The 25,366-nt window shown below is 43.5% G+C and carries 31 protein-coding genes and 2 pseudogenes; 28 read left to right on the top strand and 5 right to left on the bottom strand.

Annotated features, from left to right (window positions below; all coding sequences use genetic code 11):
• Positions 1–146: 146 nt before the first annotated feature.
• The 12 genes from G9F50_RS17420 (at position 147) to G9F50_RS17365 (ending at position 9,502) form a co-directional block, all read left to right on the top strand.
• On the top strand, positions 147–1,172 hold the full coding sequence (locus tag G9F50_RS17420) for a YkvI family membrane protein (RefSeq protein WP_088005468.1): 1,026 nt from the start codon (positions 147–149) through the stop codon (positions 1,170–1,172).
• Positions 1,173–1,257: 85 nt separating this feature from the next.
• Positions 1,258–1,464, top strand: a complete 207-nt coding sequence (locus tag G9F50_RS17415) for a DUF951 domain-containing protein (RefSeq protein ID WP_012118942.1) — start codon at positions 1,258–1,260, stop codon at positions 1,462–1,464.
• A gap of 46 nt (positions 1,465–1,510) precedes the next feature.
• On the top strand, positions 1,511–3,514 hold the full coding sequence (locus tag G9F50_RS17410; RefSeq protein WP_043020838.1) for a molybdopterin-dependent oxidoreductase: 2,004 nt from the start codon (positions 1,511–1,513) through the stop codon (positions 3,512–3,514).
• 126 nt (positions 3,515–3,640) lie between these two features.
• Complete coding sequence (gene ychF, locus G9F50_RS17405; RefSeq protein ID WP_004392975.1) at positions 3,641–4,741, top strand: redox-regulated ATPase YchF; 1,101 nt, start codon at positions 3,641–3,643, stop codon at positions 4,739–4,741.
• A gap of 111 nt (positions 4,742–4,852) precedes the next feature.
• Positions 4,853–5,140, top strand: coding sequence for a 30S ribosomal protein S6 (rpsF, locus tag G9F50_RS17400; protein ID WP_004392977.1), 288 nt, complete (start codon positions 4,853–4,855; stop codon positions 5,138–5,140).
• A gap of 39 nt (positions 5,141–5,179) precedes the next feature.
• Positions 5,180–5,698, top strand: coding sequence for a single-stranded DNA-binding protein SsbA (gene ssbA, locus G9F50_RS17395; protein ID WP_004392979.1), 519 nt, complete (start codon positions 5,180–5,182; stop codon positions 5,696–5,698).
• Positions 5,699–5,741: 43 nt separating this feature from the next.
• Complete coding sequence (gene rpsR / locus G9F50_RS17390; protein ID WP_004392983.1) at positions 5,742–5,981, top strand: 30S ribosomal protein S18; 240 nt, start codon at positions 5,742–5,744, stop codon at positions 5,979–5,981.
• A 192-nt stretch (positions 5,982–6,173) separates the two neighbouring features.
• Positions 6,174–6,755, top strand: coding sequence for a bifunctional transcriptional activator/DNA repair enzyme AdaA (locus G9F50_RS17385; RefSeq protein WP_060562269.1), 582 nt, complete (start codon positions 6,174–6,176; stop codon positions 6,753–6,755).
• Positions 6,752–7,309 (top strand): methylated-DNA--[protein]-cysteine S-methyltransferase, encoded by a 558-nt coding sequence (locus G9F50_RS17380; RefSeq protein ID WP_060562270.1) that lies wholly within the window; start codon positions 6,752–6,754, stop codon positions 7,307–7,309. The genes G9F50_RS17385 and G9F50_RS17380 overlap by 4 nt, the downstream gene beginning before the upstream one ends.
• On the top strand, positions 7,306–8,064 hold the full coding sequence (xth, locus tag G9F50_RS17375) for an exodeoxyribonuclease III (RefSeq protein WP_060562271.1): 759 nt from the start codon (positions 7,306–7,308) through the stop codon (positions 8,062–8,064). The genes G9F50_RS17380 and xth overlap by 4 nt, the downstream gene beginning before the upstream one ends.
• Positions 8,065–8,126: 62 nt before the next feature.
• Entirely contained in the window at positions 8,127–9,065 is a 939-nt protein-coding gene (locus G9F50_RS17370) for a LacI family DNA-binding transcriptional regulator (RefSeq protein WP_060562272.1), read from the top strand.
• A 56-nt stretch (positions 9,066–9,121) separates the two neighbouring features.
• Positions 9,122–9,502 (top strand): VOC family protein, encoded by a 381-nt coding sequence (locus tag G9F50_RS17365; protein WP_012118934.1) that lies wholly within the window; start codon positions 9,122–9,124, stop codon positions 9,500–9,502.
• 32 nt (positions 9,503–9,534) lie between these two features.
• Here the strand turns inward: G9F50_RS17365 and G9F50_RS17360 are convergent, their stop codons facing one another.
• Positions 9,535–10,866, bottom strand: coding sequence for an MFS transporter (locus G9F50_RS17360; protein ID WP_007615061.1), 1,332 nt, complete (start codon positions 10,864–10,866; stop codon positions 9,535–9,537).
• A 214-nt stretch (positions 10,867–11,080) separates the two neighbouring features.
• Between G9F50_RS17360 and G9F50_RS17355 the strand changes: the two genes are divergently transcribed.
• Entirely contained in the window at positions 11,081–11,977 is an 897-nt protein-coding gene (locus tag G9F50_RS17355) for a CPBP family intramembrane glutamic endopeptidase (protein ID WP_060562273.1), read from the top strand.
• Here G9F50_RS17355 and G9F50_RS17350 read toward each other — a convergent pair.
• The 4 genes and pseudogenes from G9F50_RS17350 to G9F50_RS17335 form a co-directional block, all read right to left on the bottom strand.
• Positions 11,974–13,824 carry a thioredoxin domain-containing protein gene (locus tag G9F50_RS17350; RefSeq protein WP_260398184.1) on the bottom strand — a complete coding sequence of 617 codons (1,851 nt, stop codon included), beginning with the start codon at positions 13,822–13,824 and terminating at the stop codon, positions 11,974–11,976. The two genes, G9F50_RS17355 and G9F50_RS17350, sit on opposite strands and share 4 nt — an antisense overlap.
• 74 nt (positions 13,825–13,898) lie before the next feature.
• A pseudogene (locus G9F50_RS17345) lies at positions 13,899–14,054 on the bottom strand (DUF255 domain-containing protein); the annotation flags it as partial.
• A 36-nt stretch (positions 14,055–14,090) separates the two neighbouring features.
• Positions 14,091–14,600 carry an ImmA/IrrE family metallo-endopeptidase gene (locus tag G9F50_RS17340; RefSeq protein ID WP_099320029.1) on the bottom strand — a complete coding sequence of 170 codons (510 nt, stop codon included), beginning with the start codon at positions 14,598–14,600 and terminating at the stop codon, positions 14,091–14,093.
• Entirely contained in the window at positions 14,597–14,977 is a 381-nt protein-coding gene (locus G9F50_RS17335; RefSeq protein ID WP_099320028.1) for a helix-turn-helix domain-containing protein, read from the bottom strand. Before G9F50_RS17335 ends, G9F50_RS17340 begins: the two co-directional genes overlap by 4 nt.
• A gap of 295 nt (positions 14,978–15,272) precedes the next feature.
• On the opposite strand from G9F50_RS17335, the gene G9F50_RS17330 reads away from it, so the two are divergent.
• From G9F50_RS17330 to G9F50_RS17265, 15 genes and pseudogenes are all read left to right on the top strand, one after another.
• Positions 15,273–15,443: an ICEBs1 excisionase gene (locus G9F50_RS17330; protein ID WP_394810743.1), complete on the top strand. Its 171-nt coding sequence runs from the start codon at positions 15,273–15,275 to the stop codon at positions 15,441–15,443.
• Entirely contained in the window at positions 15,440–15,700 is a 261-nt protein-coding gene (locus G9F50_RS17325; RefSeq protein WP_099320026.1) for a hypothetical protein, read from the top strand. Before G9F50_RS17330 ends, G9F50_RS17325 begins: the two co-directional genes overlap by 4 nt.
• A 50-nt stretch (positions 15,701–15,750) precedes the next feature.
• Positions 15,751–16,011: a hypothetical protein gene (locus G9F50_RS17320; RefSeq protein ID WP_099320025.1), complete on the top strand. Its 261-nt coding sequence runs from the start codon at positions 15,751–15,753 to the stop codon at positions 16,009–16,011.
• 205 nt (positions 16,012–16,216) lie between these two features.
• Positions 16,217–16,308 (top strand): annotated as a pseudogene (locus G9F50_RS20840) (hypothetical protein); the annotation flags it as partial.
• A gap of 64 nt (positions 16,309–16,372) precedes the next feature.
• Positions 16,373–16,747, top strand: a complete 375-nt coding sequence (locus G9F50_RS17315) for a DUF961 family protein (protein WP_165406602.1) — start codon at positions 16,373–16,375, stop codon at positions 16,745–16,747.
• 186 nt (positions 16,748–16,933) lie between these two features.
• Complete coding sequence (locus G9F50_RS17310; protein ID WP_165406601.1) at positions 16,934–18,355, top strand: DNA translocase FtsK; 1,422 nt, start codon at positions 16,934–16,936, stop codon at positions 18,353–18,355.
• Entirely contained in the window at positions 18,348–19,406 is a 1,059-nt protein-coding gene (locus tag G9F50_RS17305) for a replication initiation factor domain-containing protein (RefSeq protein WP_099320023.1), read from the top strand. The genes G9F50_RS17310 and G9F50_RS17305 overlap by 8 nt, the downstream gene beginning before the upstream one ends.
• A gap of 275 nt (positions 19,407–19,681) precedes the next feature.
• Positions 19,682–19,936, top strand: coding sequence for a DUF3850 domain-containing protein (locus G9F50_RS17300; protein WP_025649953.1), 255 nt, complete (start codon positions 19,682–19,684; stop codon positions 19,934–19,936).
• A gap of 21 nt (positions 19,937–19,957) precedes the next feature.
• Entirely contained in the window at positions 19,958–20,245 is a 288-nt protein-coding gene (locus tag G9F50_RS17295; protein ID WP_039062656.1) for a hypothetical protein, read from the top strand.
• A gap of 67 nt (positions 20,246–20,312) precedes the next feature.
• Positions 20,313–20,609: a hypothetical protein gene (locus G9F50_RS17290; protein ID WP_099320108.1), complete on the top strand. Its 297-nt coding sequence runs from the start codon at positions 20,313–20,315 to the stop codon at positions 20,607–20,609.
• A gap of 158 nt (positions 20,610–20,767) precedes the next feature.
• The gene (locus tag G9F50_RS17285; protein ID WP_165406600.1) at positions 20,768–21,832 is read left to right on the top strand and encodes a conjugal transfer protein; all 1,065 of its coding nucleotides are present in this window, start codon (positions 20,768–20,770) and stop codon (positions 21,830–21,832) included.
• Between the two features lie 15 nt (positions 21,833–21,847).
• On the top strand, positions 21,848–22,096 hold the full coding sequence (locus G9F50_RS17280; protein WP_025649948.1) for a hypothetical protein: 249 nt from the start codon (positions 21,848–21,850) through the stop codon (positions 22,094–22,096).
• A gap of 11 nt (positions 22,097–22,107) precedes the next feature.
• Entirely contained in the window at positions 22,108–22,638 is a 531-nt protein-coding gene (locus tag G9F50_RS17275) for a conjugal transfer protein (RefSeq protein WP_165406599.1), read from the top strand.
• Positions 22,526–25,021, top strand: a complete 2,496-nt coding sequence (locus G9F50_RS17270) for an ATP-binding protein (RefSeq protein ID WP_124737108.1) — start codon at positions 22,526–22,528, stop codon at positions 25,019–25,021. The genes G9F50_RS17275 and G9F50_RS17270 overlap by 113 nt, the downstream gene beginning before the upstream one ends.
• 13 nt (positions 25,022–25,034) lie before the next feature.
• The gene (locus G9F50_RS17265) at positions 25,035–25,361 is read left to right on the top strand and encodes a YddF family protein (protein WP_017418466.1); all 327 of its coding nucleotides are present in this window, start codon (positions 25,035–25,037) and stop codon (positions 25,359–25,361) included.
• Positions 25,362–25,366 lie beyond the last annotated feature (5 nt).

Genomic DNA, 25,366 nt, shown 5'->3' with positions numbered 1-25,366 from the left:
CCATGATTTGAGCGCCTAACATAAATAAATTTTCTGAATAGTCAATCGTCGTTATCATACCATATTTGTCCCATTTGTATGAATGTTTGCCGCTGTCACTCAATATAGTAGCAATATGCGGAGATGATCAGAAATTTTATGAGGTGATGAGGGTGTGGAGAGCCGGGATGAAGTGGATGCTGCTCATATTAAGCAGCCAGATTGGGGCCGGGTATGCAAGCGGGCAGGAAATATGGCAGTTTTTCGGTGTCGAAAGCGGACTGGCTATTGTATTGTTTACAGTCATGTTTACGATTTCGGCTTATATTGTGTTGAAGATCAGCTATCGGGTTCAATCAACGCACTTTTTACCTGTGCTTGAGCATCTGATGGGGCCGGCTCTTGCTAAAGTCTATGATGTGCTTATTATGTTTTATTTGTTTTCAATGACGATGGTTATGATTGCCGGCGGCGGTGTGACACTGCAAATGTACAAGCTGCCGTTTTGGATCGGTATTTTTCTTCTTTGCATTGTGACCGTCGGTTTATTCTTTTGGGATATAAAAGGAATATTATCTCTGAATAGTATTTTGATACCGATTCTTGTAGCGGGGCTGTTATATGCATTGGTCTTTTTTCAGACAACCCATCATTACACGTGGACGATAGATTTGACCCGCCAGTATAATTGGCCGGCAAGCATTACCTTCACGTCCTTAAACATCCTTTCTGTTGTCGCTGTTCTTTCTTCAATCGGGAAAGATATGAAGGGACTGGGAGAAGCGAAAATCGCAAGCGTTGCAAGCGGGCTGATTTTCGGTATGATTTCATTTGTTTACAATGAAACGCTTGTACAGCTTTCAGGCAGTCTTACACAATATGAGATTCCTCTTTTCGCCGTCCTTGAAGGCGCTCCTTATCCGTTATTTCTTTGTATGGCCGCCGTGCTTTTTTTAGCCATCTATACGACAACGGTGACCGGTCTGTTCGGGCTGTCCAGCCGCATGCTTGCATTTGTGAAATTGCCGAGATGGACGCTCGTATCTCTTCTTTTAGCTGTGATGGTGCCTTTTACGACAATCGGTTTTTCGGATTTGATCGCGATTTTATATCCCATTTACGGGCTTTTAAGTCTTTATTTGCTGGTATGTCTTCTTCTTTACCCTATTTTAGGGAGATGGAAAAAAGTATAATGCTCATTTTGAGTGCGGCCGTTGCTCTTATCCTGTTTTTTTTTGTACAATAAATAAAGCAGTCTATGGAGAGAGGTGAAGGGTCTTGGCGGATAAAGACTTTGGCCTGAATGATATTGTTGAAATGAAGAAACCGCATCCTTGCGGTGAAAACAGGTGGAAAATCATTCGGATGGGAATGGATATTCGGATCAAATGCACGGGTTGTTCCCACAGTGTCATGATTCCGAGAAGAGATTTTGAGAGAAAGCTGAAAAAAGTACTCGTCAAGCATGAGGAGCCTGCATCATAAGGGCTGGCGCTCATGCTTTTTCATATAGAGGAGAGGAAGAGGCCCGATGAGCAAAGTGCATCAGTCAGCGTGCCCGCTGAATTGCTGGGACAGCTGCGGCTTTTTGGTGACAGTTGAGGATGGAAAGGTGACGAAAGTAGACGGAGACCCGAATCATCCCATTACGGAAGGGAAAATTTGCGGCCGTGGCAGAATGCTGGAGACGAAAACGAATGCGCCGGAACGGCTTCGTTTTCCTTTAAAAAAGAAAGACGGCGAATTTGTCCGCATTTCCTGGGAGCAGGCGTTAGATGAAATTGCTGAAAAAATGGCGGTGATTAAGGAGACGTTGGGCACTGCCGCAGTGCTACACAGTCATGATTACGCCAATAACGGTCTTTTGAAGGCGCTCGACCAGCGTTTTTTCAATGGATACGGCGGTGTGACGGAGATTGCGGGCAGCATTTGCTGGGGTTCCGGCATTGAAGCGCAGCGCTGGGATTTCGGGCGTTCTTACGGGCATGGACCGCTTGATATTTATCACAGCAAGCATGTGATCGTATGGGGCAGAAACGTGTCCCGGACGAATATGCACCTCTATCATCATCTGCAGCAGGTGAAGAAAAAAGGAGCGACACTGACGGTCATTGATCCTATTTTTAACCCGACTGCCAAGCTTGCCGATCGGTATATATCCGTTAAACCCGGCATGGATGGCTGGCTTGCGGCGGGTGTTTTAAAAATATTATGCCAAACCGGCAGAACCGATTTCGATTTCATTCAAAGGCATTCGGTCGGTTTTGAAGAAATAGAAAAGCTTCTGCAGACGATTTCTATTGAGGAGATCATTGAGAAAACAGAAACGTCTTTAGAAGTGATTGAATATCTTGCTGATTTATATGCTGACGGTCCCGCCTCCACTTTTATGGGTCTTGGGATGCAGAGATATAAAAACGGGGGCGGGACGATACGGTGGATTGACGCTTTAGCTGCGGCGAGCGGAAATGTCGGTATCAAAGGCGGCGGCGCAAACTTCGGAAATGTGCAAGTCGGTGAAAGCTTTGCAAAGGCCGAGCTCACCCGTCCTGATCTGAAGAAAAGTTCGAGAACGTTTTCGATGATGACTCAAGCCGAAGAGGCGCTGAATGCAGCCGATCCGCCGATTGAAATGATCATCGTGACGTGCGGCAATCCGCTGACACAGGTGCCGAATACAAAAAAAGTGAAGGAAGCATTTGAAAAAACACCGGTCACAGTGGCCATTGATTCGGTCATGACCGATACGGCGAAGCTCTGTGACTATGTGCTGCCGACGGCCGTTGTTTTCGAAGAGGAAGATATTTATTATTCCAGCATGTATCATCACTATGTTCAATATGGCAAGAAGCTTGCGGAACCGCAGGGAGAGGCAAAATCAGACCGCTGGATCTGGACGGAACTCGCAAAGCGTCTCGGATTCGGGGAGCTGTTTGATTACAGTACGGAAGATTTCTTAAAAATGGGGCTCTCTTCTTTGGAGAAAGAAGGAATCACCCTTGAGCAATTAAAGGAAAAAGGACATATGCCGCTTCCGGTCAAACAGGTTCCGTGGAGTGATTTTCAATTTTTAACCCCGAGCGGAAAATTTGAATTCGTCTCGTCACTGGCAGAAGAGAAAGGATACAGCGGCCTCCCTCAATTGGAGGTGCCGGAGGAGTCTGTTTATCATGACGCCGGGCTTGCCGGGAAATATCCGTATACGCTGCTGTCCATTCACCCGCAGCGCTCCAATCATTCACAGCACGTGCCGTTTATTGAAAAGCTTCAGCAGATTCAGGTGGATCTGTCGCCGGATATCGCCGAGGAGCTTTCACTTCAAGACGGAGATACGGCAGAGGTGTACAATGACCGCGGCCGTCTGCGCGGCAGGGTGAAAATCATGAAGCAGGCTCACCCGAAGACGGTGAATATAGATGAAGGCATGTGGGCGGCATTCGGAGGCTCCGTCAACATGCTCACAAAGGATTCAAATTCCGATAATGGAATGGGAAGTACGCTTTTTGACTGTCTGGTAGCGGTTAAAAAAGGATAATCTAAGGACAGAGAGGGTGGGAAATGCTTTTTTCTCAGCTTGTCTTTTCCTATGAACCTCCTTATAATTGCTCTAGGTTTACAATACGTTTATACGATGATGGTTTGATATAGAGGAGATGAAAGAATGGCTTTAACTGCTGGAATTGTCGGTTTGCCGAATGTCGGAAAATCGACGTTATTTAATGCAATTACCCAGGCTGGTGCCGAATCAGCCAACTACCCGTTCTGTACAATTGATCCGAACGTGGGAATCGTGGAAGTGCCGGATGAACGTCTGCAAAAGCTGACTGAATTGGTGAACCCGAAAAAAACGGTGCCGACTGCGTTTGAATTCACTGATATCGCGGGGATCGTAAAAGGCGCATCAAAAGGTGAAGGACTCGGAAATAAGTTTCTTTCTCATATCCGTCAGGTAGATGCGATCTGCCACGTTGTACGCGCATTCGCTGATGACAATATTACGCACGTGTCAGGGAAAGTCGATCCGATTGACGATATTGAAACGATCAATCTTGAATTGATTCTTGCCGACATGGAGACAGTCGAAAAACGTATCACGCGTGTAAGCAAGCTTGCAAAGCAAAAAGACAAAGAAGCGGTTTTTGAATTTGACATTCTGTCTAAATTAAAAGAAGCTTTCGAACAAGAAAAGCCTGCCCGTTCCGTTGAATTTACGGAAGAACAGCAAAAGCTTGTGAAGCAGCTTCATTTGCTTACGTCAAAACCCGTGCTTTATGTAGCAAATGTAAGCGAGGATGAAGTGGCTGATCCTTCAGATAATGAATATGTTGCGAAAATCCGAGAGTACGCCGCGGGTGAAAACGCCGAAGTTATCGTCGTCTGTGCGAAAATTGAGTCTGAAATTGCTGAATTGGAAGGCGAAGAAAAGCAAATGTTCCTTGAGGAGCTCGGCATCGAAGAATCAGGTCTTGATCAGCTGATTAAAGCGTCATACTCTCTTCTCGGCCTTGCGACATACTTTACGGCGGGCGAACAGGAAGTGCGCGCATGGACATTCAGAAAAGGCATGAAAGCTCCTGAGTGTGCGGGTATCATCCACACTGACTTTGAACGCGGCTTTATCCGCGCTGAAACGGTTGCTTATGAAGACCTTTTGGCAGGCGGCGGAATGTCCGGAGCGAAAGAAGCCGGAAAAGTGCGTCTGGAAGGTAAGGAATATGTAGTCCAAGACGGAGATGTCATTCATTTCCGATTTAATGTATAGGACACAGTTGTAAAGGGACAAGAGCTTTGGTATAATATAAACTTGTGAGTAATAGAATTATTGCTCCTTGCCCATTATAGGGCCGCTTAGACCAAAAGGAGGTGCAAACAGATGAAAAAGTACGAAGTTATGTACATTATCCGTCCGAACATTGACGAAGAGTCAAAGAAGGCAGTTATCGAGCGTTTCAACAACGTATTGACTTCTAACGGAGCGGAGATCACTGGAACAAAAGATTGGGGTAAACGTCGTCTTGCTTACGAAATCAACGATTTCCGTGACGGTTTCTACCAAATCTTAAACGTTCAGTCTGAAGCTGCAGCGGTTGCTGAATTCGACCGTTTAGCTAAGATCAGTGACGATATCATTCGCCACATCGTTGTTAAAGAAGAAGAATAAGCAATTTGAAATATATAATGTTAAAAGGTGGTCTTTCATATGCTTAACCGAGTTGTATTAGTCGGAAGACTGACAAAAGACCCAGAGCTTCGTTATACGCCAAGCGGTGCGGCTGTCGCCACGTTTACTCTTGCTGTGAATCGTACATTCACGAACCAGTCCGGAGAACGTGAAGCCGATTTCATTAATTGTGTCACTTGGAGAAGACAAGCCGAAAACGTTGCAAACTTTCTTAAAAAAGGAAGCCTTGCCGGCGTAGACGGCCGACTCCAGACAAGAAATTATGAAAATCAGCAGGGACAGCGTGTCTTCGTGACAGAAGTCCAAGCTGAAAGTGTTCAATTTCTTGAGCCTAAAAACAGCGGCGGTTCTGGATCAGGCGGATACAACGAAGGAAACAGCGGCGGAGGCCAATACTTTGGCGGAGGCCAAAATGATAATCCGTTCGGCGGAAATCAGAACAACCAGAGACGAAATCAAGGGAACAGCTTTAATGATGATCCATTTGCCAACGACGGCAAGCCGATTGACATCTCGGATGATGATCTTCCGTTCTAATAGATTATCGCTATATTCATAACGAGAAAGGTGGGAAATGACAATGGCAGGAGGACGCAGAGGCGGTCGTGCGAAACGCCGTAAGGTTTGTTACTTCACTTCTAACGGCATTACGCACATCGATTACAAAGATGTAGATCTTCTTAGAAAGTTTGTTTCTGAGCGTGGTAAAATCTTACCTCGCCGTGTAACTGGAACAAACGCGAAATACCAACGTAAATTGACTATCGCGATCAAACGCGCACGTCAAATGGCTTTACTTCCATACGTAACTGGCGAGTAAGCCGAAAGAAAAGAGCAAGAGCCTGCGGGCTCCTGCTCTTTTTTTATATCAGTCCCTCTCCATCCTGCCGAAATGTTTCACATGAAACATGGAAGTGCTCCTGACACCTATCTTTGTTATCTTGCTCCTCTATTCAAAAACGCGTACTTATGCAATGAATTTGTTTATACTGAAGAACAGGGGGTGGCTGAGATGGAAACAGACAGAAATATCCTGACTGATGAAAAGTGGAGCGCAATCATACACAATGATGCTTCTTATGACGGGGCATTTTATTATGCAGTAAAAACGACGGGGATTTTCTGCCGGCCTTCTTGTAAATCGAGAGTTCCGAATAAAGATAACGTGCTGGTGTTTGATACGGCTGATGCAGCGCTCGAGAGACATTTTCGTCCCTGTAAAAGGTGCCGGCCGAACGGTCTTCGTCTTCCTGATGAAGAATGGATTGCTCAAATCACTGAGTACATTGACCGCCATTATCACGAATCCCTGACTCTGAGCGTACTGGCCGAAATGTGTCACGGCAGCCCCTATCATTTACAGCGGACATTTAAAAAAATCAGGGGAATATCCCCGATTGCGTATATACAGAAAATAAGATTGTCGAAGGCGGAACACCTTTTAAAGCATACTGATATGACAGTCATGGAGATCGCTCTGACTGTCGGAATTCCAAACACAGCGCATTTCGCGACCCTTTTTAAAAAGGGAACCGGGAGTTCGCCCACAGAATACAGAAAAACAGCCAAGATGGGACAGGGAGGTTCAATATGAGTAAAGAGCCTATGGTCTATTGGACACTCTTCACACGGAATGATTGGAGCCTGTATACAGCCGCCACATCTAAGGGGCTTTGCTTTATAGGGTCAAATCATGGAAGCTTTGAAGAGCTTGAGCAGTGGGCAAAAAAATCACTGCCGCAATACCGATTGGCACGTGATGATGAAAAGCTGGCGCCTTACACGGCAGAGCTGTCCGAGTACATTGACAATGGCAGATCAGCTTTTTCAGTGCCGGTGGATCTTTACGGGACAGAATTTCAGCTTGCTGTATGGAAAGCGCTTATGGACATACCGTACGGCGAGACATACTCCTATTCGGATATAGCAGAAATGATTCAGAAACCGGCAGCCGTAAGAGCCGTGGGCGCCGCAATCGGGAAAAATCCGGTATTGATTACGGTTCCGTGCCATCGCGTCATCGGAAAAAACGGGAAACTGACCGGGTTCAGAGGCGGTTTAGAAATGAAAAAGCAGCTGCTGGCATTAGAGGGCGGAAACATTGAAACACTGGAATACCGGCTGAGCCGGACAGGAGGGATCACATGAAACTGATTTCTTGGAATGTAAACGGCTTGCGTGCCGTGATGAAAAAGATAGATATCAATACTTACGTTCAGGAAACGGAAGCCGATATTCTATGTCTGCAAGAAACAAAAGTACAGGACGGACAAGTATCATTACAGCCTGAAGGATATCACGCCTATTGGAACTATGCGGTGAAAAAAGGCTACTCAGGCACGGCTGTTTTTTCGAAAGAAAAGCCGCTGCACGTGTTCTATGGACTGGGGATTGACGACCATGATCAAGAAGGACGGGTGATCACGCTTGAATTTGAGAACGTGTTTGTCGTCAACTGTTACACGCCGAACGCCAAACGCGGATTAGAGCGAATTGAATACCGTCTTCAATGGGAAGCCGATTTTAAGGATTATCTGCAGAAGCTTGACCGGAAGAAGCCCGTGATCTTATGCGGCGATCTGAATGTCGCACACAGGGAGATAGACTTAAAAAATCCGAAAGCCAACCGGAAGAACGCCGGTTTCTCGGAGCAGGAGCGGGAAGCGTTCAGCGCCCTGCTGAACGCGGGATTTACCGACTCATTCCGCTATTTATATCCTGATCGGGAAGGCGCCTATTCTTGGTGGTCTTACAGGACGAACGCACGTGATAAAAACATCGGCTGGCGGCTTGATTACGTCATTGTTTCAGACAGACTGAAGCCGCGGATCAGCGAAGCGGCCATTTGTGCCGATATCATGGGTTCTGACCATTGCCCTGTTGAAATGACAGTGGATTTATGATGAGATAGCAGTAAGAGAAATCCACTCTTGCTGCTTTTTTATCACCGAAAATGGAGGAGCACATGGCAAATATAAAAGAGATTGCGAAACTGGCGAATGTGTCGGTGGCCACCGTATCACGCGTATTAAACCGACATCCGTACGTATCTGAGGAGAAAAGGCGTCTTGTGAATCAAGTGATGAAGGAGCTGGATTATACCCCTAATCGAACCGCCATTGATCTGATTCGCGGACAGACCAATACAATCGGCGTGATTTTGCCGTATAGCGACCATCCCTGCTTTGACAAAATTGTAAACGGTATCACGAAGGAAGCGTTTGCCCATGATTACGTGACAACCCTTCTCCCCACCAACTATGACCCCGCTATAGAGATGACATATTTCGAACTGCTGAAAATGAAAAAGATTGACGGACTGATTGTCACGTCCCGCGCGAATGAATGGGAAACCGCCGTGCCTTACCTGGAATACGGTCCCATTGTCGCTTGTGAATATACACAGCATCAAGAGATTCCCTGCGCTTATAATGACAGGCAGGCAGCATACAGAGAAAGCTTTTTGTATTTGAAGAACCGCGGGCATCAAGACGTTGCTTTTACATGTGTGCGGGAAGCAGAAAAAAGCCCGAGTACGGCCGACAAGGTAACCGCATATAAGGCGGTTTTCGGCTCTCTTGATGAAACCCGCATTCTGGTCGGATGCCATGATATGGACGACGGAAAGCGTGCAGGTGAGCACTTCTGGGGTTTCGACAAGGCGCCGACGGCCATCTATGCGCACAGTGATGACGTGGCTGCCGGCTTGTACCAGTTTGCGAAAGAACAGAAATGGGACGCGGAGATCATCGGCGAGGGAAATCTGAGCGTCAGCCGGGCATTGAATATTCCATCCCTGGAACTTCATTTGGAACGGGTCGGAAAGGAAGCATTTTTATTGTTTTTTCACGAAGAAACGGCTAAAAAACAAATTATGCATCAATTTCAGCGGAAAAAGTCTTGAGCTGAAATGGGTTTCATGCTTTATAAATAGATTGAGAAAAAAAGGGAGGCGGACATATGCGAATTGAACATGCAGCGATATGGGTGAAAGATTTGGAGCGGATGAAAAAATTTTATGAGAAATACTTCGGCGCCAAGGCCAATGACCTTTATCATAATGAGAAAAAAGATTTCAAATCGTATTTTCTTTCATTTGACTCTGGATGCAGGCTGGAACTTATGAAAAAAGGCGGCATTGATGAAGTTCCGTCACAGAATATGACCGGATGGGCGCATCTCGCATTTTCTACAGGCAGCAAGGAGCGGGTGAATGAATTGACGGAAACGTTTAAAAACGATGGATTTCAGGTTGTAAGCGGCCCGCGCGTGACGGGTGACGGATATTATGAGAGCGTGATAGAGGATGGGGAAGGCAATTTGATAGAAATCACAGTGTAACAGTGCGGAGTGATTCCGCACTGTTTTATTGATTAAATTTGCTGTGCATTTGTTTTCGGGCCGAAGAGGATTAACAAAACGGAACATAGAAGCCAGCAGCCGCCGATGAACAAAAAGACGCTGATGTAGCCGAGCTTAACGGCAATAAATCCGACGAGCAGGGAGCCGAATATGTTGGAAAAACGGCCGAGCCCATACGCCAGCCCGCTCCCGGCCGAGCGATATTCCGTAGGATACGGTTCCGATGTGTAGGCGTATAAGTTTGAGGTGAAGATCCGTTCCGTGACGTTAACGACAAATCCAAACACAATAATCATGACGGGAATAAACGTCATGCCGTATAACAGTCCGGCAATGGCAGTCAGAAAGGCGCTTGCGGCCAGAATCCATTTCCTTTGGAACGTCTCGGATATCATGGAACCGAGCAGTGCGCCAAGCGGTGCGCCGACAGAGTGAAGCACATTGTACCACAGCGTTTTTTCCATGGTGATGCCGTTGCTTTTCAGCAGGCTGGGCACCCATGAAGCAAAGCCGTAAAAGCCAAAGGTTTCAAGAATCCATACCGCTGACAGGATGATGGTGATCTTTAAATTCCTGCCCTGAAACAGCCCTAAGTAGCCTGCGTGCTTCACTGTATGTACTTCTGCCGCCTCTTTTGGCGCGGGAAGCGGGCCTTTTTCTTTCTCTGCACGTGCTTCAAGACGGTTCATAATGGCGTTTGCCTGATCATATGCGCCCCGATTTTCGTGCCAGCGCGGCGATTCCTCAAGCCGGCGGATAAAAAAGAAATAAATGAGTCCGGCCGCCCCCCATACGAATACGAGCCGCCACCCCCATGAGCCTAAAGGAATGACAAAAGCGGAAACAACGTTTGTAACGGGAACGCCGATTAGCCCGATCATGGCGCAAAGGGAGATGTATTTTCCCCGTACGGAGGATGGAAAAAATTCCGCCAAATAGCTGTTCGTCACAATCATGGCGGCCGCGACGCCGAGCCCGGTCAAGAAGCGGAAAATCATTAAGGACGGAATGTCCCATGCCAGCGCATTCAGAAAAGATGAGATCGAAAAGACAAGGACAAAACAATTCAGCGCTTTTTTCCTGCCGATCCGATCGGACAGCCTTCCGCCGATGGACGCGCCTAAAAACATGCCCAGGAAGGATGCGGCCGTAATGTCGGCAATGGTGGACAGCTTCACGCCCCAATGCTCAATCAGCGCCGGAGCCACGTTGCTGAGCGTAAACAGATCAGCGAGATCGAAAAAATAGATGATTCCGAGAGCGGTTAATACTTGATAGTGCACACGCGAAATGGGGAGACGGTCTAATCGGTTCGCTACATTTGAGAATGTCTGATGTTTCATAAAAAACCCCCTGACTTTGCAATTGTAATCAGAAAATACTGTAAATTTATCTGACGAATACATTATAAAGGTCTTTTTTTGGCAAAAACAGAGTGTAAATAACCAGAGCCAAAGGAAACGGCATAGCGCTTTCTTCTTAAAATATATAACATTTCCTATATCTGTTTCTGTTTATATTGTAAAATGTTGAAGGAAAGGAAGTTGATGCATAAATATGAATACGTTTGTACGGCCCGCAGAGGGAAAAAATAGTGTATCGAGATATATTCTTTCTCTGTTGGTCATTGTGGGTTTGTTTTTTTTCGGAAGCATACTGACCGTGTTTTATATGTTTCTCACGTCCGCTTTCAATCCTTCACTGACGATAAATTGGGATGAGGGGGCATTAAGTGACCCGCTGGCGGATATTTATTTACAGCATATCGTCTATTTCATAGCGATTCCGGGCATTTGGATAGCGGTTCGTTTCATTATGAAACGGCGGTTTTTATCCATCATCACACCGAATCAGTCGCTGAACTGGAAGAGAATTTTCTTTGGATTCGGCACATATGTTGTGCTGATGTTTATCGCGGGGCTGATTGATTTTACAATTCATCCGGATCGTTTCATGCTTCAGGAATTCCATGCTTCACGTTTTCTGCTGCTGTTAGCGGCGGCTGTCTTGTTGGTGCCGATTCAAACTTCTGCGGAGGAATTTCTCTTTCGCGGTTTTCTGCTTCAGTTCGCCGGAAAATTGACGGCAAATGCGGTGGTTCTGACAGTCATTATCGGCGGATTATTCGGCGCACTTCATTTCGGGAATCCGGAGATGGATAATGGGGCTCTCTGGGCGGGAATCGGATATGTCACCATTGGCATGATCTGGACCTTTATCACGATTAAAACGGGCAGTCTGGAGATGTCCCTTGGCGGTCACGCTGCCAATAATATGTTTTTATTTATCTTTCTCACAGAGGATCATTCGGTGTACGGCGGCATTCCGTCGATATTTACAACAGCAGCCGGCGGCTATGAAATATATGATTGCATATCGACTCTGGTGATCAATATCATCTTCGCATGGCTCGCATTCCGTTTTGTGACAAAAGAAAAGCAGCAGGCCGCCTAGGCTCTGCTGCTGATTTGTAAGGTGTTCATCGCTTCATCAATATCCGTCGTCGGCCTCCGGCAGGCGAAATTCTCACAAATGTAGACCGTTGTCTTCCCGTCGATCATTTGATAACCCGCGGCAAAGTCAGAAATGCCGGCAAGCTCTTCCGGATGTTCTGCGGCGAGAATCGTATAGGCGGGAGTGAAATGCTCCTGAAGCGCCTTAATGAAACGTTTTCTGTCCGGGTCATCTTTCCTTCCGAAAACAACGATTTCTTTTTGGGGCATTGTATGTGCCAGTACGCTTTGCATGAAGAAAGCGTTGCTGCTCGGATAGGCCTCTATTTCCCGTTTGAACACGGAAAACATCGCTTCGGCTTTTTCAATCAGTGATATATCACCCGTCAGGCGGCCGAGACGAAGCAGCTGTACGGCAGCCGCGCTGTTTCCGGAAGGCACGGCCCCGTCATAAACCTCTTTTTCCCTGACAAGAAGGGTCTCAGCATCATTCCCCGTAAAGAAGAAACCTCCGTGCCGTTCATCCCAGAACAGCTCCAGCATGCTTGTACATAACGTTTTCGCTTTCTGCAGATAAGACGGATTAAAACCCGCTTCATACAGTTCAAGATAAGCCCAGATGAGAAAAGCATAATCATCGATAAACCCTTTGTTTTTCACTTCGCCCTCGCGATAGCGGACCATGACGCGCCCGTCCGGCATGAGGTGCCGTTCGAGAAAGCGGATCGCTGTTTCCGCCATGCTGAGAAAGTCAGGCTCGTGAAATACCTTTGCGGCTTTTGCCAGCCCGGCAATCATGAGCGCGTTCCATGAGGTCAGCACTTTGTCATCTGTATGCGGATAGCTTCTGTTTTCACGGGCCTCCAGCAATTTTATTCTTGCCTCTTCAAGGCGTCCGGCCAGTTCATGTCCGGTGAGGCCGGTCTCTTCGAGGATGGCCTCACGCCGCGTGAAAATGAGGTGCGGGATGTTTTCGCCTTCAAAATTGCCTTGATCTGTGATGTTATACACCTTGCAGTAAAGCGGGCCGAGTTCATCACCGAGAAGATTCATGATTTCTTTTTTGGACCATATGTAATATTTCCCCTCACGGCCTTCGGTATCAGCGTCTAAAGCTGAGAAAAAGCTGCCGTCTTCGTGTATCATTTCCCGCTGAATAAACGTTACGATCTGCATCGCAATCTGTTTGTAGCGCTCATTACCCGTGACTTGGTAGGCTTCCGTATAGGCGGTCAGGAGAAGGGCGTTGTCATACAGCATTTTCTCAAAATGCGGCACGAGCCATTCATTATCAGTCGAGTAGCGGGCAAAGCCGAACCCGATGTGGTCAAAAATTCCGCCGTTCGCCATGCCGTCGAGTGTCTTGGTTACGCCGGCCAAAGCCTGTTCCTTGCCCGTATAGCTGTAGTAGCGAAGCAGAAACATGAGCATATGCGGCATCGGAAATTTCGGAGCCTGGCCGAATCCGCCGTACACTGTATCAAACCCGCCGGCCAGCTGGCGATACGTGTCATGAACAGCCTGTTCGCCAAGCATGCCCTCGGCCGGGTGAACCTTGACTTCAAGATGAGCGGCGGCGTTTTCGGCGATATCCTCGACATGCTGCCGGTCATTCGCAAACGTTTCGGACAGATGTTCAAGCACATCGATAAAGCCCGGACGGTTAAATTTGCTCGTCTTCGGAAAATATGTCCCCGCATAAAACGGCTTCTGATCTGGGGTGACGAACACGTTCAGCGGCCACCCGCCCTGCCCCGTCATCAGCTGGCAGATTCTCATATACACGGAATCCACATCAGGCCGCTCCTCACGATCAACCTTGATGGCTATGAATTTATCGTTTAACATACCGGCGATCTCTTCGTCCTCAAAGGACTCGTGGGCCATTACGTGGCACCAGTGACATGTTCGCTAAGCTACCCGTACCCAATAGATAAGAGAACAGGCTTATTCTCTCTTTTCGCTTTTTCAAATGCTTCATCGCACCAAGGATACCAATCCACGGGATTATAAGCATGTTGGAGTAAGTACGGTGACTTCTCAGTGATTAATCTATTGGGTACTTTTTTATTTGGCATGGGATCACCTTCTTTCTTTTTAGATTTTGACTTGATTCACCAAGCAAACTTTCTGAATTCCTGTTGTCCTTGGTGTGATAAAAGGTTCATGTGCTCCATTTTATACTCTACTACAAATAAGGGGAGCTGAAAGAATGAGGCGATTTGTTTTAATGTCCAATTTTGCAAGTTTGGTAATTCATTGGAAATGATGTGATCGGGTAAAAGTAATTCAGTTGCAAAGGCATTTGCTTGAATTTCCAATTTATTTCCGAGTACTAGGGAGCAGTTTTCCATTTGAAAGGAATTTAGATTCTTATGCAGATAGTAGTGCCCTAATTCATGAGCGATTATAAGGTCGGGGTGAACAGAATTTTTATTAACGTGTATCAGATATGTTTCCCTTTCTTTGTAGTATTGAAGGAAACCGTTGATACAACCAAGGTCTTCTTTTAGTAAAACAATTCTTAAATTTTCACAAATTTGATAAACATTATTTGTACCATGTTCATGGATAACGCTCTCAGCCTTATGTTTGATGTTTTTGGAGGTATAGATAAGAATCACTCTTTCTTTTTCATAGCATCTACATATTTAATACCATTAATTAAAGCTTGTTTAATTAATTTAGCTGTTTCCTCGTCAATGTCATCATCTTTCATGAAAAGTAAAGTCTCTTCGTTTTTAAGTTGCTCAATTGCTTCATTAACTGTTTGATCCAATTTAGATTTAGGTTTGTCTTTTTCTTCTTTGCCGACCAAAAAATCGGTGGATACATCATATAATTCAGCAAGTTTTTTTAATGTCTCCGGATCGGGTGATCTATAATCCCTTTCATAATTGGATAATGTTTTCCCTGTTAGCCCAATTTTTTCGGCTGGTACGTCCTGATTTGAGTAACCGGATTTTTTTCGAGCCCATTTTAATCTTTGGCCTAGTGTCATTTGTTATCATCCATTCCACAAAGAGTTGATTAATTATTATAATATCAGCAATTGCTGACCCTTTCATAAATTAGAACGAAAAGGCGAACATTAAGGTTTGATTCTCCGAATCGGAGTATATAAACTTAATCTGTAGTGTTATCCATTTTGTTGTCTCGTCCATGATCTCATGAAAAATTCTCCGAAATGTTCTATTTTTTATTTACATCTCCGAATCGGAGTGTTATAATTAAATCAACATAAAGAGTTGATGATCTTTAAAAGGAAGGATGGTCAAATGAAAGGAGTATATACAGTGAATGATGTACAAGAAATTCTTAATGTGAAAAGAGCAAAAGCTTATGAGATCATTCGCGAATTAAATAAAGAATTAGAAGAAGAGGGCTATACAACTCTTAAGGGGAGAGTTATCAAGAGCAAATTTGAAAGTTCTTACCTTTATAAAAACATTCAAGAGATTGGGTGATTCATTTGGATTTGGAGCAAACAAATTCATTTATGAAGGATGCTGTACCATTAGCCAGACAGATGGAGGGTAATTGGTCGGTGAGAATGAAACTGGCACTAAATCAAGTTATTATAAAGCATCTTTTGAATAAGCCACTTTCACTAAATAATATTCAGGTGCTGCTTAAAAAAGGCGTTTCATATCGCCGGATTTGTAAAAATTACGGTATCGGCAGAAAAGACCTTTCTGCACTTCAACAAAAACGTATAGTGTGAAGCCATATACCACTATCAGTATTGTTGGAAAAATTGAAAGGGGGGATGCGATGAAAGTAGAAGTGAATGCAACTATTGTTATGGATATTGAAGCCTTAGAAGCTGATAAGAATTTTGAACATTTTGCTGATTATGCAATTTCTGAATCTTATGTAGTGGAAGCACCAACTTATGATTTAGCCAATGTAGAAGTGTCAAAACAGCTTAAAGGATGGCATTGGTGGTGCATATGGTCGGTTGAACCGACAGGTAAGAAAGATAGCCGAGTGTTCGTCTTGTACAATGATGAATTGTACGAAAAATGTCATTAGAAAGGATTGTGCTCTTTGAAAATTACATACAGACAAAGAAAGCGCCTTGATGATTACCATCAAGAACGCCCGCAATAAAAACTCGACACTTTTATTATAGGGCATTTTTGATGAAAAGTCATGCGTGAGTATTTGAGTGATGAACAGCAATCACTTTAAATGCTGTAGCAGGCTAGAATAAGCGTGCGGCATGGCTGTAATCAGCCTGATGGCTATAAATAGCCTACTAGGTCGCCATGAAGGAATTTTCCGTTAGCGACTGACAAGCGCCACGATGGAGACAGTACCGGAGCGAATCTGTGAATATAAAATTGAAATTTAAATAACCGAATAAAAATAACGGAATGGAGACGTGAAAATAATGAAATTCAATTTTATCGTGCCGAATACTGAAATGACTTTTGGAAAACTGAAATTTATGGGGCTGAATCGTGAAAAATATGCTTATGTGGACGGGAAAAGAACGGATAAATTAGAAGCAAGGGTCTATAACTTGGCTTCAAGTGTTCAGCAAGGTCAAATTGAGGTGACTGTTCCTGATTATGTAGACCTTAAAGAGTTTGAAGCGTTTGCTGATGTAGAGCTAGTGAATCCGCAAATCAGTGCAATGGCAATGACTGCTGGAAATTTCGCCAATCTGAATTGGACAGTAAGGGTAGAAGATATTGTGCCTAAAGGTGCAGGGGCGGCAAAGACAAATTCGACTCCTTCTCAGTCTGCAAATGACAAAAAATAAGGAGAGTGCGGCACTAGTCGTGTGTCCTAACTGTGATGTGGATATGCAAGTGATCGAACACGTTGATTATGCAACGCTTGAAACGGGAGAAGTATATATATATCAAACCTTTGAATGTCCCACATGTCGTTGTAAAGCGTATTTGTAAAGTGACGGGGGGGGGTTATCATTTCTAGGCTTAAGACAATGCTTTGGAAGTATAGGGGGGTTCGAATCCGGCCTAGAATGAGAAACAATGTAATAATGACAGGTGCAATCATATTTGTACCTGTTTTTTTGTTATCTATGTTTTTCTTCTGGGAAGATCATTTGCTCCACTTGGATGTTATGAAAATCGTAAAGCATTTTGAATGGAATGTCCCATTGCTTATTAAAAGTGTGTTGTGTTCTCTTTTAGTCGCGGCGGGGGCTGTCATCCTAGCTTATTTTCTGTTTTATGATGCGTATAAAAAGCTGTACCACAGGCAAAAAATTGCAAGGATGATCTTTTCGAATAAGTTTTATGAAAAGGAAAGTGTTCAGGTGAAAAAGCTGTTTTCGAATGAAACAGCTTCAAAAGAAAAAATCACTTACTTTCCAAGGATGTATTATCAAGTTAAAAACAATTATATTTATATCCGTATAGCTATGGATATGAGCCGTTTTCAGAATCGCTTCCTAGAATTGGGAAAGGATTTGGAAAACGGCTTATTTTGTGACCTAGTGGATAAAGAAATGGAAGAAGGCTTTGTCTGCTTCAAATTGCTTTATGACGTGAAGAAAAATCGAATTTCAATAGATGACGCAGTGGCGAAAGATGGTGTTTTGCCGTTGATGAAACATGTGTCATGGAAGTTTGACAAGTTGCCGCATATGCTTATTTCCGGTGGTACAGGGGGAGGGAAAACCTATTTCATGTTAACGATCATAAAAGCATGTGTGGGGTTTGGGGCAGATGTGAAAATCTTAGACCCGAAAAATGCCGATTTAGCCGACTTGGAAGAGGTGTTTCCGAAAAGAGTCTATTCGCAGAAAAATGGCATCCTTATGTGTCTGAGAAAGTCGGTTGATGGCATGATGGAGCGAATGGATGAAATGAAGAAAATGCCAAATTACAAGACGGGTGAAAACTATGCCTATTTAGGGTTGAAACCTGTTTTTATCTTCTTTGATGAATATGTGGCGTTTATGGATTTTTTAGATATGAAAGAAAGAAATGAAGCCCTTTCTTATATGAAACAGTTAGTCATGAAGGGGAGACAGGCGGGTTACTTTCTTGTTTTAGGCGCACAACGTCCAGATGCGAAATATCTAGCGGACGGAATACGAGATCAGTTTAATTTCCGTGTATCGTTAGGCTTGATGTCTGATACAGGTTACGGAATGATGTTTGGTGATGTTGACAAAGCATTTGTGAATAAAAAAGTGACAGGGCGAGGATATGCCAATGTCGGCACAGGTTCGGTTTTAGAGTTTTACAGTCCAATTGTGCCGAAAGGGTATGATTTCATGTCATCTATTAAGGAATCGCTGGTTGGAGTCGAGGGAGCGCAAGCGACGGCAGTCGCCAGCGGCAGCGTAAGCGACCAGACGGCCAGCGGTGAACGAAGGAGCGAAGCGAGTGAGTGAACTACAAAAACCCCCCCACGCTAACAGGGGGGTAGTAATCGTAAAAGAAAAAGAAGAAAACGCTGAAAAGCCTTTAACATCAATGGTTGACTACATTCGTGTGACTTTCAAAACGCATGATGTTGATCACATTATCGAGAACATTCTTCACTTGAACAAAGATTTCATGACAGAAAAGCCAAACGGCTTTTACGGATATGTCGGAACGTTTGAACTGGACTTCATAAAGGTTTTTTACTCTCCGCCCGGAGATAATAGAGGTATTCTGGTCGAGTTATCGGGTCAAGGCTGTCGACAATTTGAGTCGTTCTTAGATTGCCGGAAGAAAACATGGTTTGATTTCTTTCAAGACTGTATACAGCATGGCGGGTCATTTACTCGTCTTGATCTGGCAATTGACGATAAAAAAACATACTTTTCAATCCCGGAATTGTTGAAAAAAGCCCAAAAGGGCGAATGTATTTCACGGTTTAGGAAATCTGATTTCAATGGCTCATTCGATTTATCGGATGGTGTAACAGGCGGAACGACAATTTATTTCGGCTCAAAAAAATCAGAAGCGTACCTCTGCTTTTATGAGAAAAATTATGAACAAGCTGAAAAATACAATATCCCGTTAGAAGAATTAGGCGATTGGAATCGCTATGAATTGCGCTTAAAAAGTGAACGAGCGCAAGCCGCAATTGATGCTTTGATGAAAACGAAAGACTTAACATTAGTCGCCATGCAGATCATTAACAATTATGTAAGGTTCGTTGATGCTGACGAGGAAGTCACTCGGGAGCATTGGAAAACGAGCCTTTTTTGGTCTGAATTTATTGGCGATGTAGGGAAACTGCAATTGTACATGAAGCCGCAAAGAGACTTTTATCAAAAAACAAGGAACTGGCTGAAAAACTCATGTTCCCCCACCATGAAAATGGTACTGGAAGCTGACCAACATTTGGGACGCAATGACCTCTCGGACATGATTATGGAAGCCGAGCTGTCAGAGAAACAAGAAAAGATGCTTGATGTGTTTCTTTCTGAGGTGGCGGACATGGTCGTTTAAAGGTTTAAATAGACTGCTATCGCTCTTAAACACGGGTGATGCGATTAAACGTATGTGTCAACGGTACCGGAACGGAGTGAGGATAAGGAGTTGACATATTCAGCGCCACCAAAACCCTCTTGGCATTGAACAAACAACCGTTTGTTCCTGCCTACCGGCGAGGGAGTCCCCCGATGATTCGGGGGAATAGGGGGATAGATTATTAGCGATCCAACGGGCTACCGTTGGTGGGTTTGGGTGAAACCCAAGATATTAAACAAGAAAGGTGTGCTGTCATGATAGTGCATCATCTAAAGATACTTCCGGAAGAGTTTGAAGCTATTTCTAAAGGGGCTGCTGAGGTTACAGTCAGCGAAAATATTTATAAGGCTAAAGATGTTTTGTGCCTTCATGAATGGAAGGGCGAGTGTACGAAGCGAGTCATAGAAGTCCTTGTTTTAGATAGGCGTCAGTCATTGACACCTGGTCTTATAGTATTAAAGATCGAAAAAATGAAGGAAGGAGAAAATAACAGCGATCTATTTAAATAATTTCAATAAGGAGGAATAAAGATGAATAGCTTTAATCTTCTCAATCGAGCATATTTAGAAAGTGAGTTAGAAAAGATCGGTTTATTGAAATTGGCTGAGGAATTCATTGAAAGATTGAATGAATTAGTCCCTTATTATGAGAAGGGTCAAAGGATTTTGCTTGAATCTGAGTATCCCTTAAAGGATGATTTTAAACGTTTTGTGTCTGCTGTCTTCTTCATTCCTGAAAGTGAAGATGAAGAGGAAGAAATAGAGGAAGTTGATGTTGAGTTTGAAATATTGAGGTCGTATGATAGCTCTCCAAAATGAGGAGGATTTTATGAATATGAAGCAACCTACTTGAAGAATGGAGGACGATGATAGAAGGAGTGGTTGTGTGTCTGCTGTTGACGATCAATTCAGGAGCTTGGGGTTTAATGTAGGCATCCCGTCGCTGGTTTTTGTAAGAAGTCTAAGCAGAGATTGTATGTTGATTGTGGAAGGTGAAAGGATCAAAGGTTTTTCTGAGTACAGATACACCTTTTATAAAACGAGGTATCTACCGGATGGACGAATGACAAGTGTAAAAGTGTATATAGAGAATCAAGCCATAAAAAGGGTGTTACTTCGTGTAGCATCCTTTTTATCTTTCCTTGAGAGTACAAGGCAAATAGAAAGCGAGGTTTTAAGATGAGGGAAGTCTTGAAAAGTATTAATGGTAAGCCAGTAAAGTTCCTTGTTGGGGATGTAAATGAGCCGAATTATGAAAAAATCGCTCGTTCTATATTAAGGCTATCCCGAAAAATAAAACAGCCTGAAAGTGAGAAAGGCACAGCTTAAAGGGGTGAAAAGATGCTTCAAAAGGAAAATGGAAACGAGAAAAAAGAAGAATCATTTTTTAAGGCTGCTTTCCAAAAAATAAAACAAGTCCGTCGGCCTGAGAAAACAAATATAAAAGTACCGCGAGATCGTACCCGATTGGTCGCAGGGACGTTGTGGACGTGTGTAGGAGCGTTACTTCTCTTTTGTCTCCTGTCTGTTTTGTTGTCTGTTAACACTCGATCTACTGTAAATGATTTAAGGAATCAATCCAGTAAGCCTGCTGATAGCGAAAAACAGAATATGTCTACAACGGCGGCTGAAAATTTCTTGTCAGGCTTCATCAATGAATATATCAACGTGAAAAACAATCAAGACGCCATCGACGAAAGAAAAAAGAATCTTGAGAGTTACATGGTGAAACAGACACAAACAAGTTTTGATGAAGGCGATCGCTTCGATATGGATGGCTTTAAGGGAGATCGTCAGCTAAATGATTACAGTTTGTATAACGTGAAAGAAGGTGATAAAGGGAAGCTTTTTCAGTACAAAGTGACATATACGAATCTCTTTCCGGTAGAAAAAGAAGTTGAGAAAAAAGTAAAGGATGGAAAAAAGGAAAAGAAAGTGAAGGAGAAAGTCACAGAAAATGAAAAAGCTGAAAAACAAGTGCTGTTAAATATTCCTGTAGTCAATAAAGGCGATGCGTTCGCTGTCTCTGCTGTCCCCTACTTCACTGAGATATACGACTTAAAGGGCAGTGTATCAGCTTCAGAGAAGGAAGAAACGAGGGATGAATACGCAGGAGATAAAAAGGAAGCGATTGAGTCATTTCTTACATCTTTCTTTGAAAAATATGCTTCTGAAAAACAAGAAGAAATGGTGTATATGATGAAAAAGCCGGAAGCGCTTCAAGGAAGCCTTGTATTCGGTGAAGTGAAAAGCGCTAAAATCTTCGGGACGAAAAAAGGTTTCGAGGTTATTTGTGCTGTCCAATTTAAAGAAAAAGAAAACGAGATACCTGTCAATGAAAGCTTTACGCTCGAATTAACAGAGAACAGCGGTCAATTTTATGTGAATGAATTTAAACACAATTAGAAAGGGGAAAACAAAATGGATTTATTCAACCATTTGATTATGGGGGCTGGCCTCCCTACTCTTAGCGGGGTTAAAGGCTGGGTTTTGGACATTGTCTCGCAGTTTATTGTGATTGTTGTCGTGGCTTTGGCTGCTAAGCACTTTGTGAAATTGAAAATAGGCGGAATTGTGGCGGCTTGTGTTCTCGGAAGTGCTGTTACATGGACTATTCGTCACTGGTCGCAGTTCTCCGGCTGGGTTGACGCACTCATGAACAAATTGTAAGGAGTGATATTGTGGGGCGTCTAGTTTTTAATTATCGGAAGGCAATGCGGGAGCCGAAAAAAATTCAACAGCTTACCGAAAATTTTTCATTGCCGTTTGCTATTGAGTTGATACCTGCAATCAACTACTTTATTTTTGTGGCTCTATGCTTCGGTTTTTGGTACGGCGTGAGGATGATTTTCCCTCACGCTTTTGAAAATACATTCTTTATCGTGATTTTTGGTACCCCGGTATTGTTAACCATGCTTGTAACGAAAATTAAACCGGAAGGAAAAAACATCTATCTGTATTTCTTTGACTTTGCAAAATACTATTTTCTGATTAAGCTTCCTGAAAAGAAGTTTTGTAATGACCGCAAGGTGGATTTAAGTAATGAAAAGCAAAAGCAAATTGAGTTCCGAAAATTAGTAGAGGTGGTGGGAAAATCGAATGAAATTAAGAACACCGATGAAAGCCATATACAACAACCTGTTGTTGACAAGAACGGGAGACGTTTGGGCGTATTACCGCATAAAAAGCAGTTCCATCCCAATGCAGAATAAAGAAAAAGTCGAGAATTACAAACAAAAATGGAAACACTTATTCGAAGAAATTACTTCATATGATGATTTTCATTTAATGATGTATCCAAGTGAATATGAGTTGGAAAAACGATTTGAGGATTTAGAATCTGATCTTGCCGAAGATGCTTTGGATGTGGCTCGTTATTACAATGAGGAAACAGTAAGACTCTTGGAGCAACGTTTAGGGCGGCTTACCAAGTATGATTTTATCTTCGGCATTAAATTGAAAAACAGCCTTGTTAACATCAGCGTTGAAATGAAAGACAATGTATTGTCATTGTTCAATACGGCGACTGATACAGTCGTCAAAATGTTGGGGTGGGAACAAAATGTTCCGACCTCCTTTTTTTATAAGTATGAAGAAGTTGAAGAGACATTAGCCAATGTAATGGCGTCCATTCGGGGCGAACGGCTGACGAAGCAGGAAATGACGTACATGAATCGTTATCATTTTGTGCGTGGCTTAAAGCATCGAATCGAAGAGGAAAGCGAGATTAGAAACGTCAGATCAATCACGAATACACTTATTGACCCTACAAATCCTTCTGTATTACATCTCCATAGTGATCAAGATGAAGGCTTCACTTCTTTTGTTGTCGTTGATGAATTTTTGCACAACATGTCTGAAAGTGATTTGTTTTATGAAGCGCAGGCTCTTCCGTTTCCAGTAGAAGTACAGATCAAGGCACAGACAGAATCGAAGTCTATCACTAAACCAGCCTTAAATATCAAGAAGCAACAATTGAAAGAGGAACAGCGTGAACAGCATAGCACAGGTGACCGCAGTGACGTTTCAACTGTGACCAGTGCGACGATGGTGCGGCATCTGCAAGATGAAATAAAAAAAGAAGAAGTGTACTTGATGAACTGGCTGGCCGTCATTGTGGTTCATGGCAAAGATAAAAAGGACTGTACCCGAAAGGCTACGATTGTTAGACGTCATTTAAAAGGGGCAGGCATCACATGCAGGCTTCCTGTGGCGGATCAATTGAAACTGTTTTATAAGATGCTGCCCGGCGAAAAGTTAGATATAACGGATAAAAACTGGATTCAAAAAACAACACAAGATGGGCTGGCTGAAGGTTTGTTTGCTGTTAACTCTGATATAGGTTCAAAAATAGGATTCTTTCTTGCTTGGGTTGATCGTTTCATAGAGCATACCGATTTGGAAAGCGCCATTTTATCAAGTCGTGATTTTGTCTTGTTTCACCCTTTCCTAGCGAACCAACAGTTAAAAGGGTCGAAGACACGTTCACCTCATTGTCTGATTACAGGAGACACAGGGAACGGGAAGTCATATCTCGCAAAATTGATTTTTAACTATATCAGCATGCTGAACGTTAAGGCGCTTTATATTGACCCGAAAAAAGAAATGAGGAAATGGATACGCCGGGTTTTAAACGATCAAGAGATCAGAGAAAAGTTCCCTCTGTATATCGCTCATTTAGAAAAATACAACTATATTACGTTAGATCATGAGGACAAAGGAAACTGGGGCGCATTAGACCCGATTTCCTTCCTCCCGCCTATGAAAGCGAAAGACCTCGTTCAAGTCATCTTTGAGCAAGTCTATGACTTTAAAGGAAAAGACGATGTGAATACGGCGTTTCTACGTGCGACATCAAATGTCATTGAGATGAAACAAAAAGGGGAACAAGTTGGCTCCCTCCATATCGTGAAGGAAATGCAGAATCATCCGGAAGAAGCCGTGCGAAAAGCAGGCGATTATTTAAATGAAGTTGTGGCGGACTCCATCCTGAAATTATGTATTCATGATGGATCAAATCCGGCTCTATCACTTGAAGAAAGAATCACGATTTTAGAAGTGGAAAATATGGATTTACCGGAGCACTCGGAGCGATTTGAGAATTATACAACCACACAATTAAAATCAAGTGCGGTTATGTTTGCGCTCGGTAAATTCTGTGAGCTGTTTGGGATGAATCAAGATGAACAGACAGTTGAGTTTATAGATGAAGCGTGGATATTCACCACTTCCCAGCAAGGGAAAAAAGTCGAACGTCAAATGCGGCGTATAGGTCGCTCTTATAATAACGCTGAGTATTTTATCTCACAGTCTACAAAAGACGCTTTGAAAGAAGAGGATAACGGAAATTTTGGTGTTGCTTTTGCTTTTGATGAACCGAATGAACGTGAAGACGTGTTGAAATGGATGAACATGGAGGTCACAAAAGAAAATCTGAAAATGATGGAATCCATGTTCCAAGGGCAATGTCTCTTTAAAGATTATTATGGCCGTACTGCCAAAATATCAATTGAATGCCTGTTTGAAGAATGGGAAGGTGCATTGAAAACAGTTGAGAAAAAAGCTGTCGCATACGCCGAGGAAAAATATTTATAAAGGGGATGGAAAAATGGAGGTTGCGCTCTTAAATTCTTTGGTTCTGACCAGCCCGGGCTGTTATAAGGCTGACAAAATCACGATACAGGAAGTTCATGATGTACTAAGGTGTTACGGTTGGCGCTATAAAAGCTTTATCGGGCATAGGTCAACGGCTCTATTTATGCAAGCGCTGCTAGGAATTAGAGTGGAGCATAATCGCAAAATATTCAGGCACATGAGGTATCAAAAAGCGATTTGTTTTAAATTGTATGATCGTTTTCCTGAGTGGAAGGTGCTGACCGAAAGGGATTTAGCGAACGCAAATTATCAGTTTTATTTACTGACAAGGCTAGATTAGGAGGA

Origin of the sequence: Bacillus sp. EKM206B, assembly GCF_011066015.1 — a bacterium.
Taxonomy (GTDB): domain Bacteria; phylum Bacillota; class Bacilli; order Bacillales; family Bacillaceae; genus Bacillus; species Bacillus velezensis.
The sequence above is the reverse complement of the archived record's forward strand: the minus strand, read 5'-3'. Positions and strand labels throughout refer to the sequence as shown.

What these genes read in the sequence shown, in the direction of transcription:
- G9F50_RS17420 (WP_088005468.1), top strand. Translation starts at nt 147, where the DNA reads ATGAGGGTGTGGAGAGCCGGGATGAAGTGGATGCTGCTCATATTAAGC.
- G9F50_RS17410 (WP_043020838.1), top strand. Translation starts at nt 1,511, where the DNA reads ATGAGCAAAGTGCATCAGTCAGCGTGCCCGCTGAATTGCTGGGACAGC.
- ychF (WP_004392975.1), top strand. Translation starts at nt 3,641, where the DNA reads ATGGCTTTAACTGCTGGAATTGTCGGTTTGCCGAATGTCGGAAAATCG.
- rpsF (WP_004392977.1), top strand. Translation starts at nt 4,853, where the DNA reads ATGAAAAAGTACGAAGTTATGTACATTATCCGTCCGAACATTGACGAA.
- ssbA (WP_004392979.1), top strand. Translation starts at nt 5,180, where the DNA reads ATGCTTAACCGAGTTGTATTAGTCGGAAGACTGACAAAAGACCCAGAG.
- rpsR (WP_004392983.1), top strand. Translation starts at nt 5,742, where the DNA reads ATGGCAGGAGGACGCAGAGGCGGTCGTGCGAAACGCCGTAAGGTTTGT.
- G9F50_RS17385 (WP_060562269.1), top strand. Translation starts at nt 6,174, where the DNA reads ATGGAAACAGACAGAAATATCCTGACTGATGAAAAGTGGAGCGCAATC.
- G9F50_RS17380 (WP_060562270.1), top strand. Translation starts at nt 6,752, where the DNA reads ATGAGTAAAGAGCCTATGGTCTATTGGACACTCTTCACACGGAATGAT.
- xth (WP_060562271.1), top strand. Translation starts at nt 7,306, where the DNA reads ATGAAACTGATTTCTTGGAATGTAAACGGCTTGCGTGCCGTGATGAAA.
- G9F50_RS17370 (WP_060562272.1), top strand. Translation starts at nt 8,127, where the DNA reads ATGGCAAATATAAAAGAGATTGCGAAACTGGCGAATGTGTCGGTGGCC.
- G9F50_RS17365 (WP_012118934.1), top strand. Translation starts at nt 9,122, where the DNA reads ATGCGAATTGAACATGCAGCGATATGGGTGAAAGATTTGGAGCGGATG.
- G9F50_RS17360 (WP_007615061.1), bottom strand. Translation starts at nt 10,866, where the DNA reads ATGAAACATCAGACATTCTCAAATGTAGCGAACCGATTAGACCGTCTC.
- G9F50_RS17355 (WP_060562273.1), top strand. Translation starts at nt 11,081, where the DNA reads ATGAATACGTTTGTACGGCCCGCAGAGGGAAAAAATAGTGTATCGAGA.
- G9F50_RS17350 (WP_260398184.1), bottom strand. Translation starts at nt 13,824, where the DNA reads ATGTTAAACGATAAATTCATAGCCATCAAGGTTGATCGTGAGGAGCGG.
- G9F50_RS17335 (WP_099320028.1), bottom strand. Translation starts at nt 14,977, where the DNA reads ATGACACTAGGCCAAAGATTAAAATGGGCTCGAAAAAAATCCGGTTAC.
- G9F50_RS17320 (WP_099320025.1), top strand. Translation starts at nt 15,751, where the DNA reads ATGAAAGTAGAAGTGAATGCAACTATTGTTATGGATATTGAAGCCTTA.
- G9F50_RS17315 (WP_165406602.1), top strand. Translation starts at nt 16,373, where the DNA reads ATGAAATTCAATTTTATCGTGCCGAATACTGAAATGACTTTTGGAAAA.
- G9F50_RS17310 (WP_165406601.1), top strand. Translation starts at nt 16,934, where the DNA reads ATGCTTTGGAAGTATAGGGGGGTTCGAATCCGGCCTAGAATGAGAAAC.
- G9F50_RS17300 (WP_025649953.1), top strand. Translation starts at nt 19,682, where the DNA reads ATGATAGTGCATCATCTAAAGATACTTCCGGAAGAGTTTGAAGCTATT.
- G9F50_RS17295 (WP_039062656.1), top strand. Translation starts at nt 19,958, where the DNA reads ATGAATAGCTTTAATCTTCTCAATCGAGCATATTTAGAAAGTGAGTTA.
- G9F50_RS17285 (WP_165406600.1), top strand. Translation starts at nt 20,768, where the DNA reads ATGCTTCAAAAGGAAAATGGAAACGAGAAAAAAGAAGAATCATTTTTT.
- G9F50_RS17280 (WP_025649948.1), top strand. Translation starts at nt 21,848, where the DNA reads ATGGATTTATTCAACCATTTGATTATGGGGGCTGGCCTCCCTACTCTT.
- G9F50_RS17270 (WP_124737108.1), top strand. Translation starts at nt 22,526, where the DNA reads ATGAAATTAAGAACACCGATGAAAGCCATATACAACAACCTGTTGTTG.
- G9F50_RS17265 (WP_017418466.1), top strand. Translation starts at nt 25,035, where the DNA reads ATGGAGGTTGCGCTCTTAAATTCTTTGGTTCTGACCAGCCCGGGCTGT.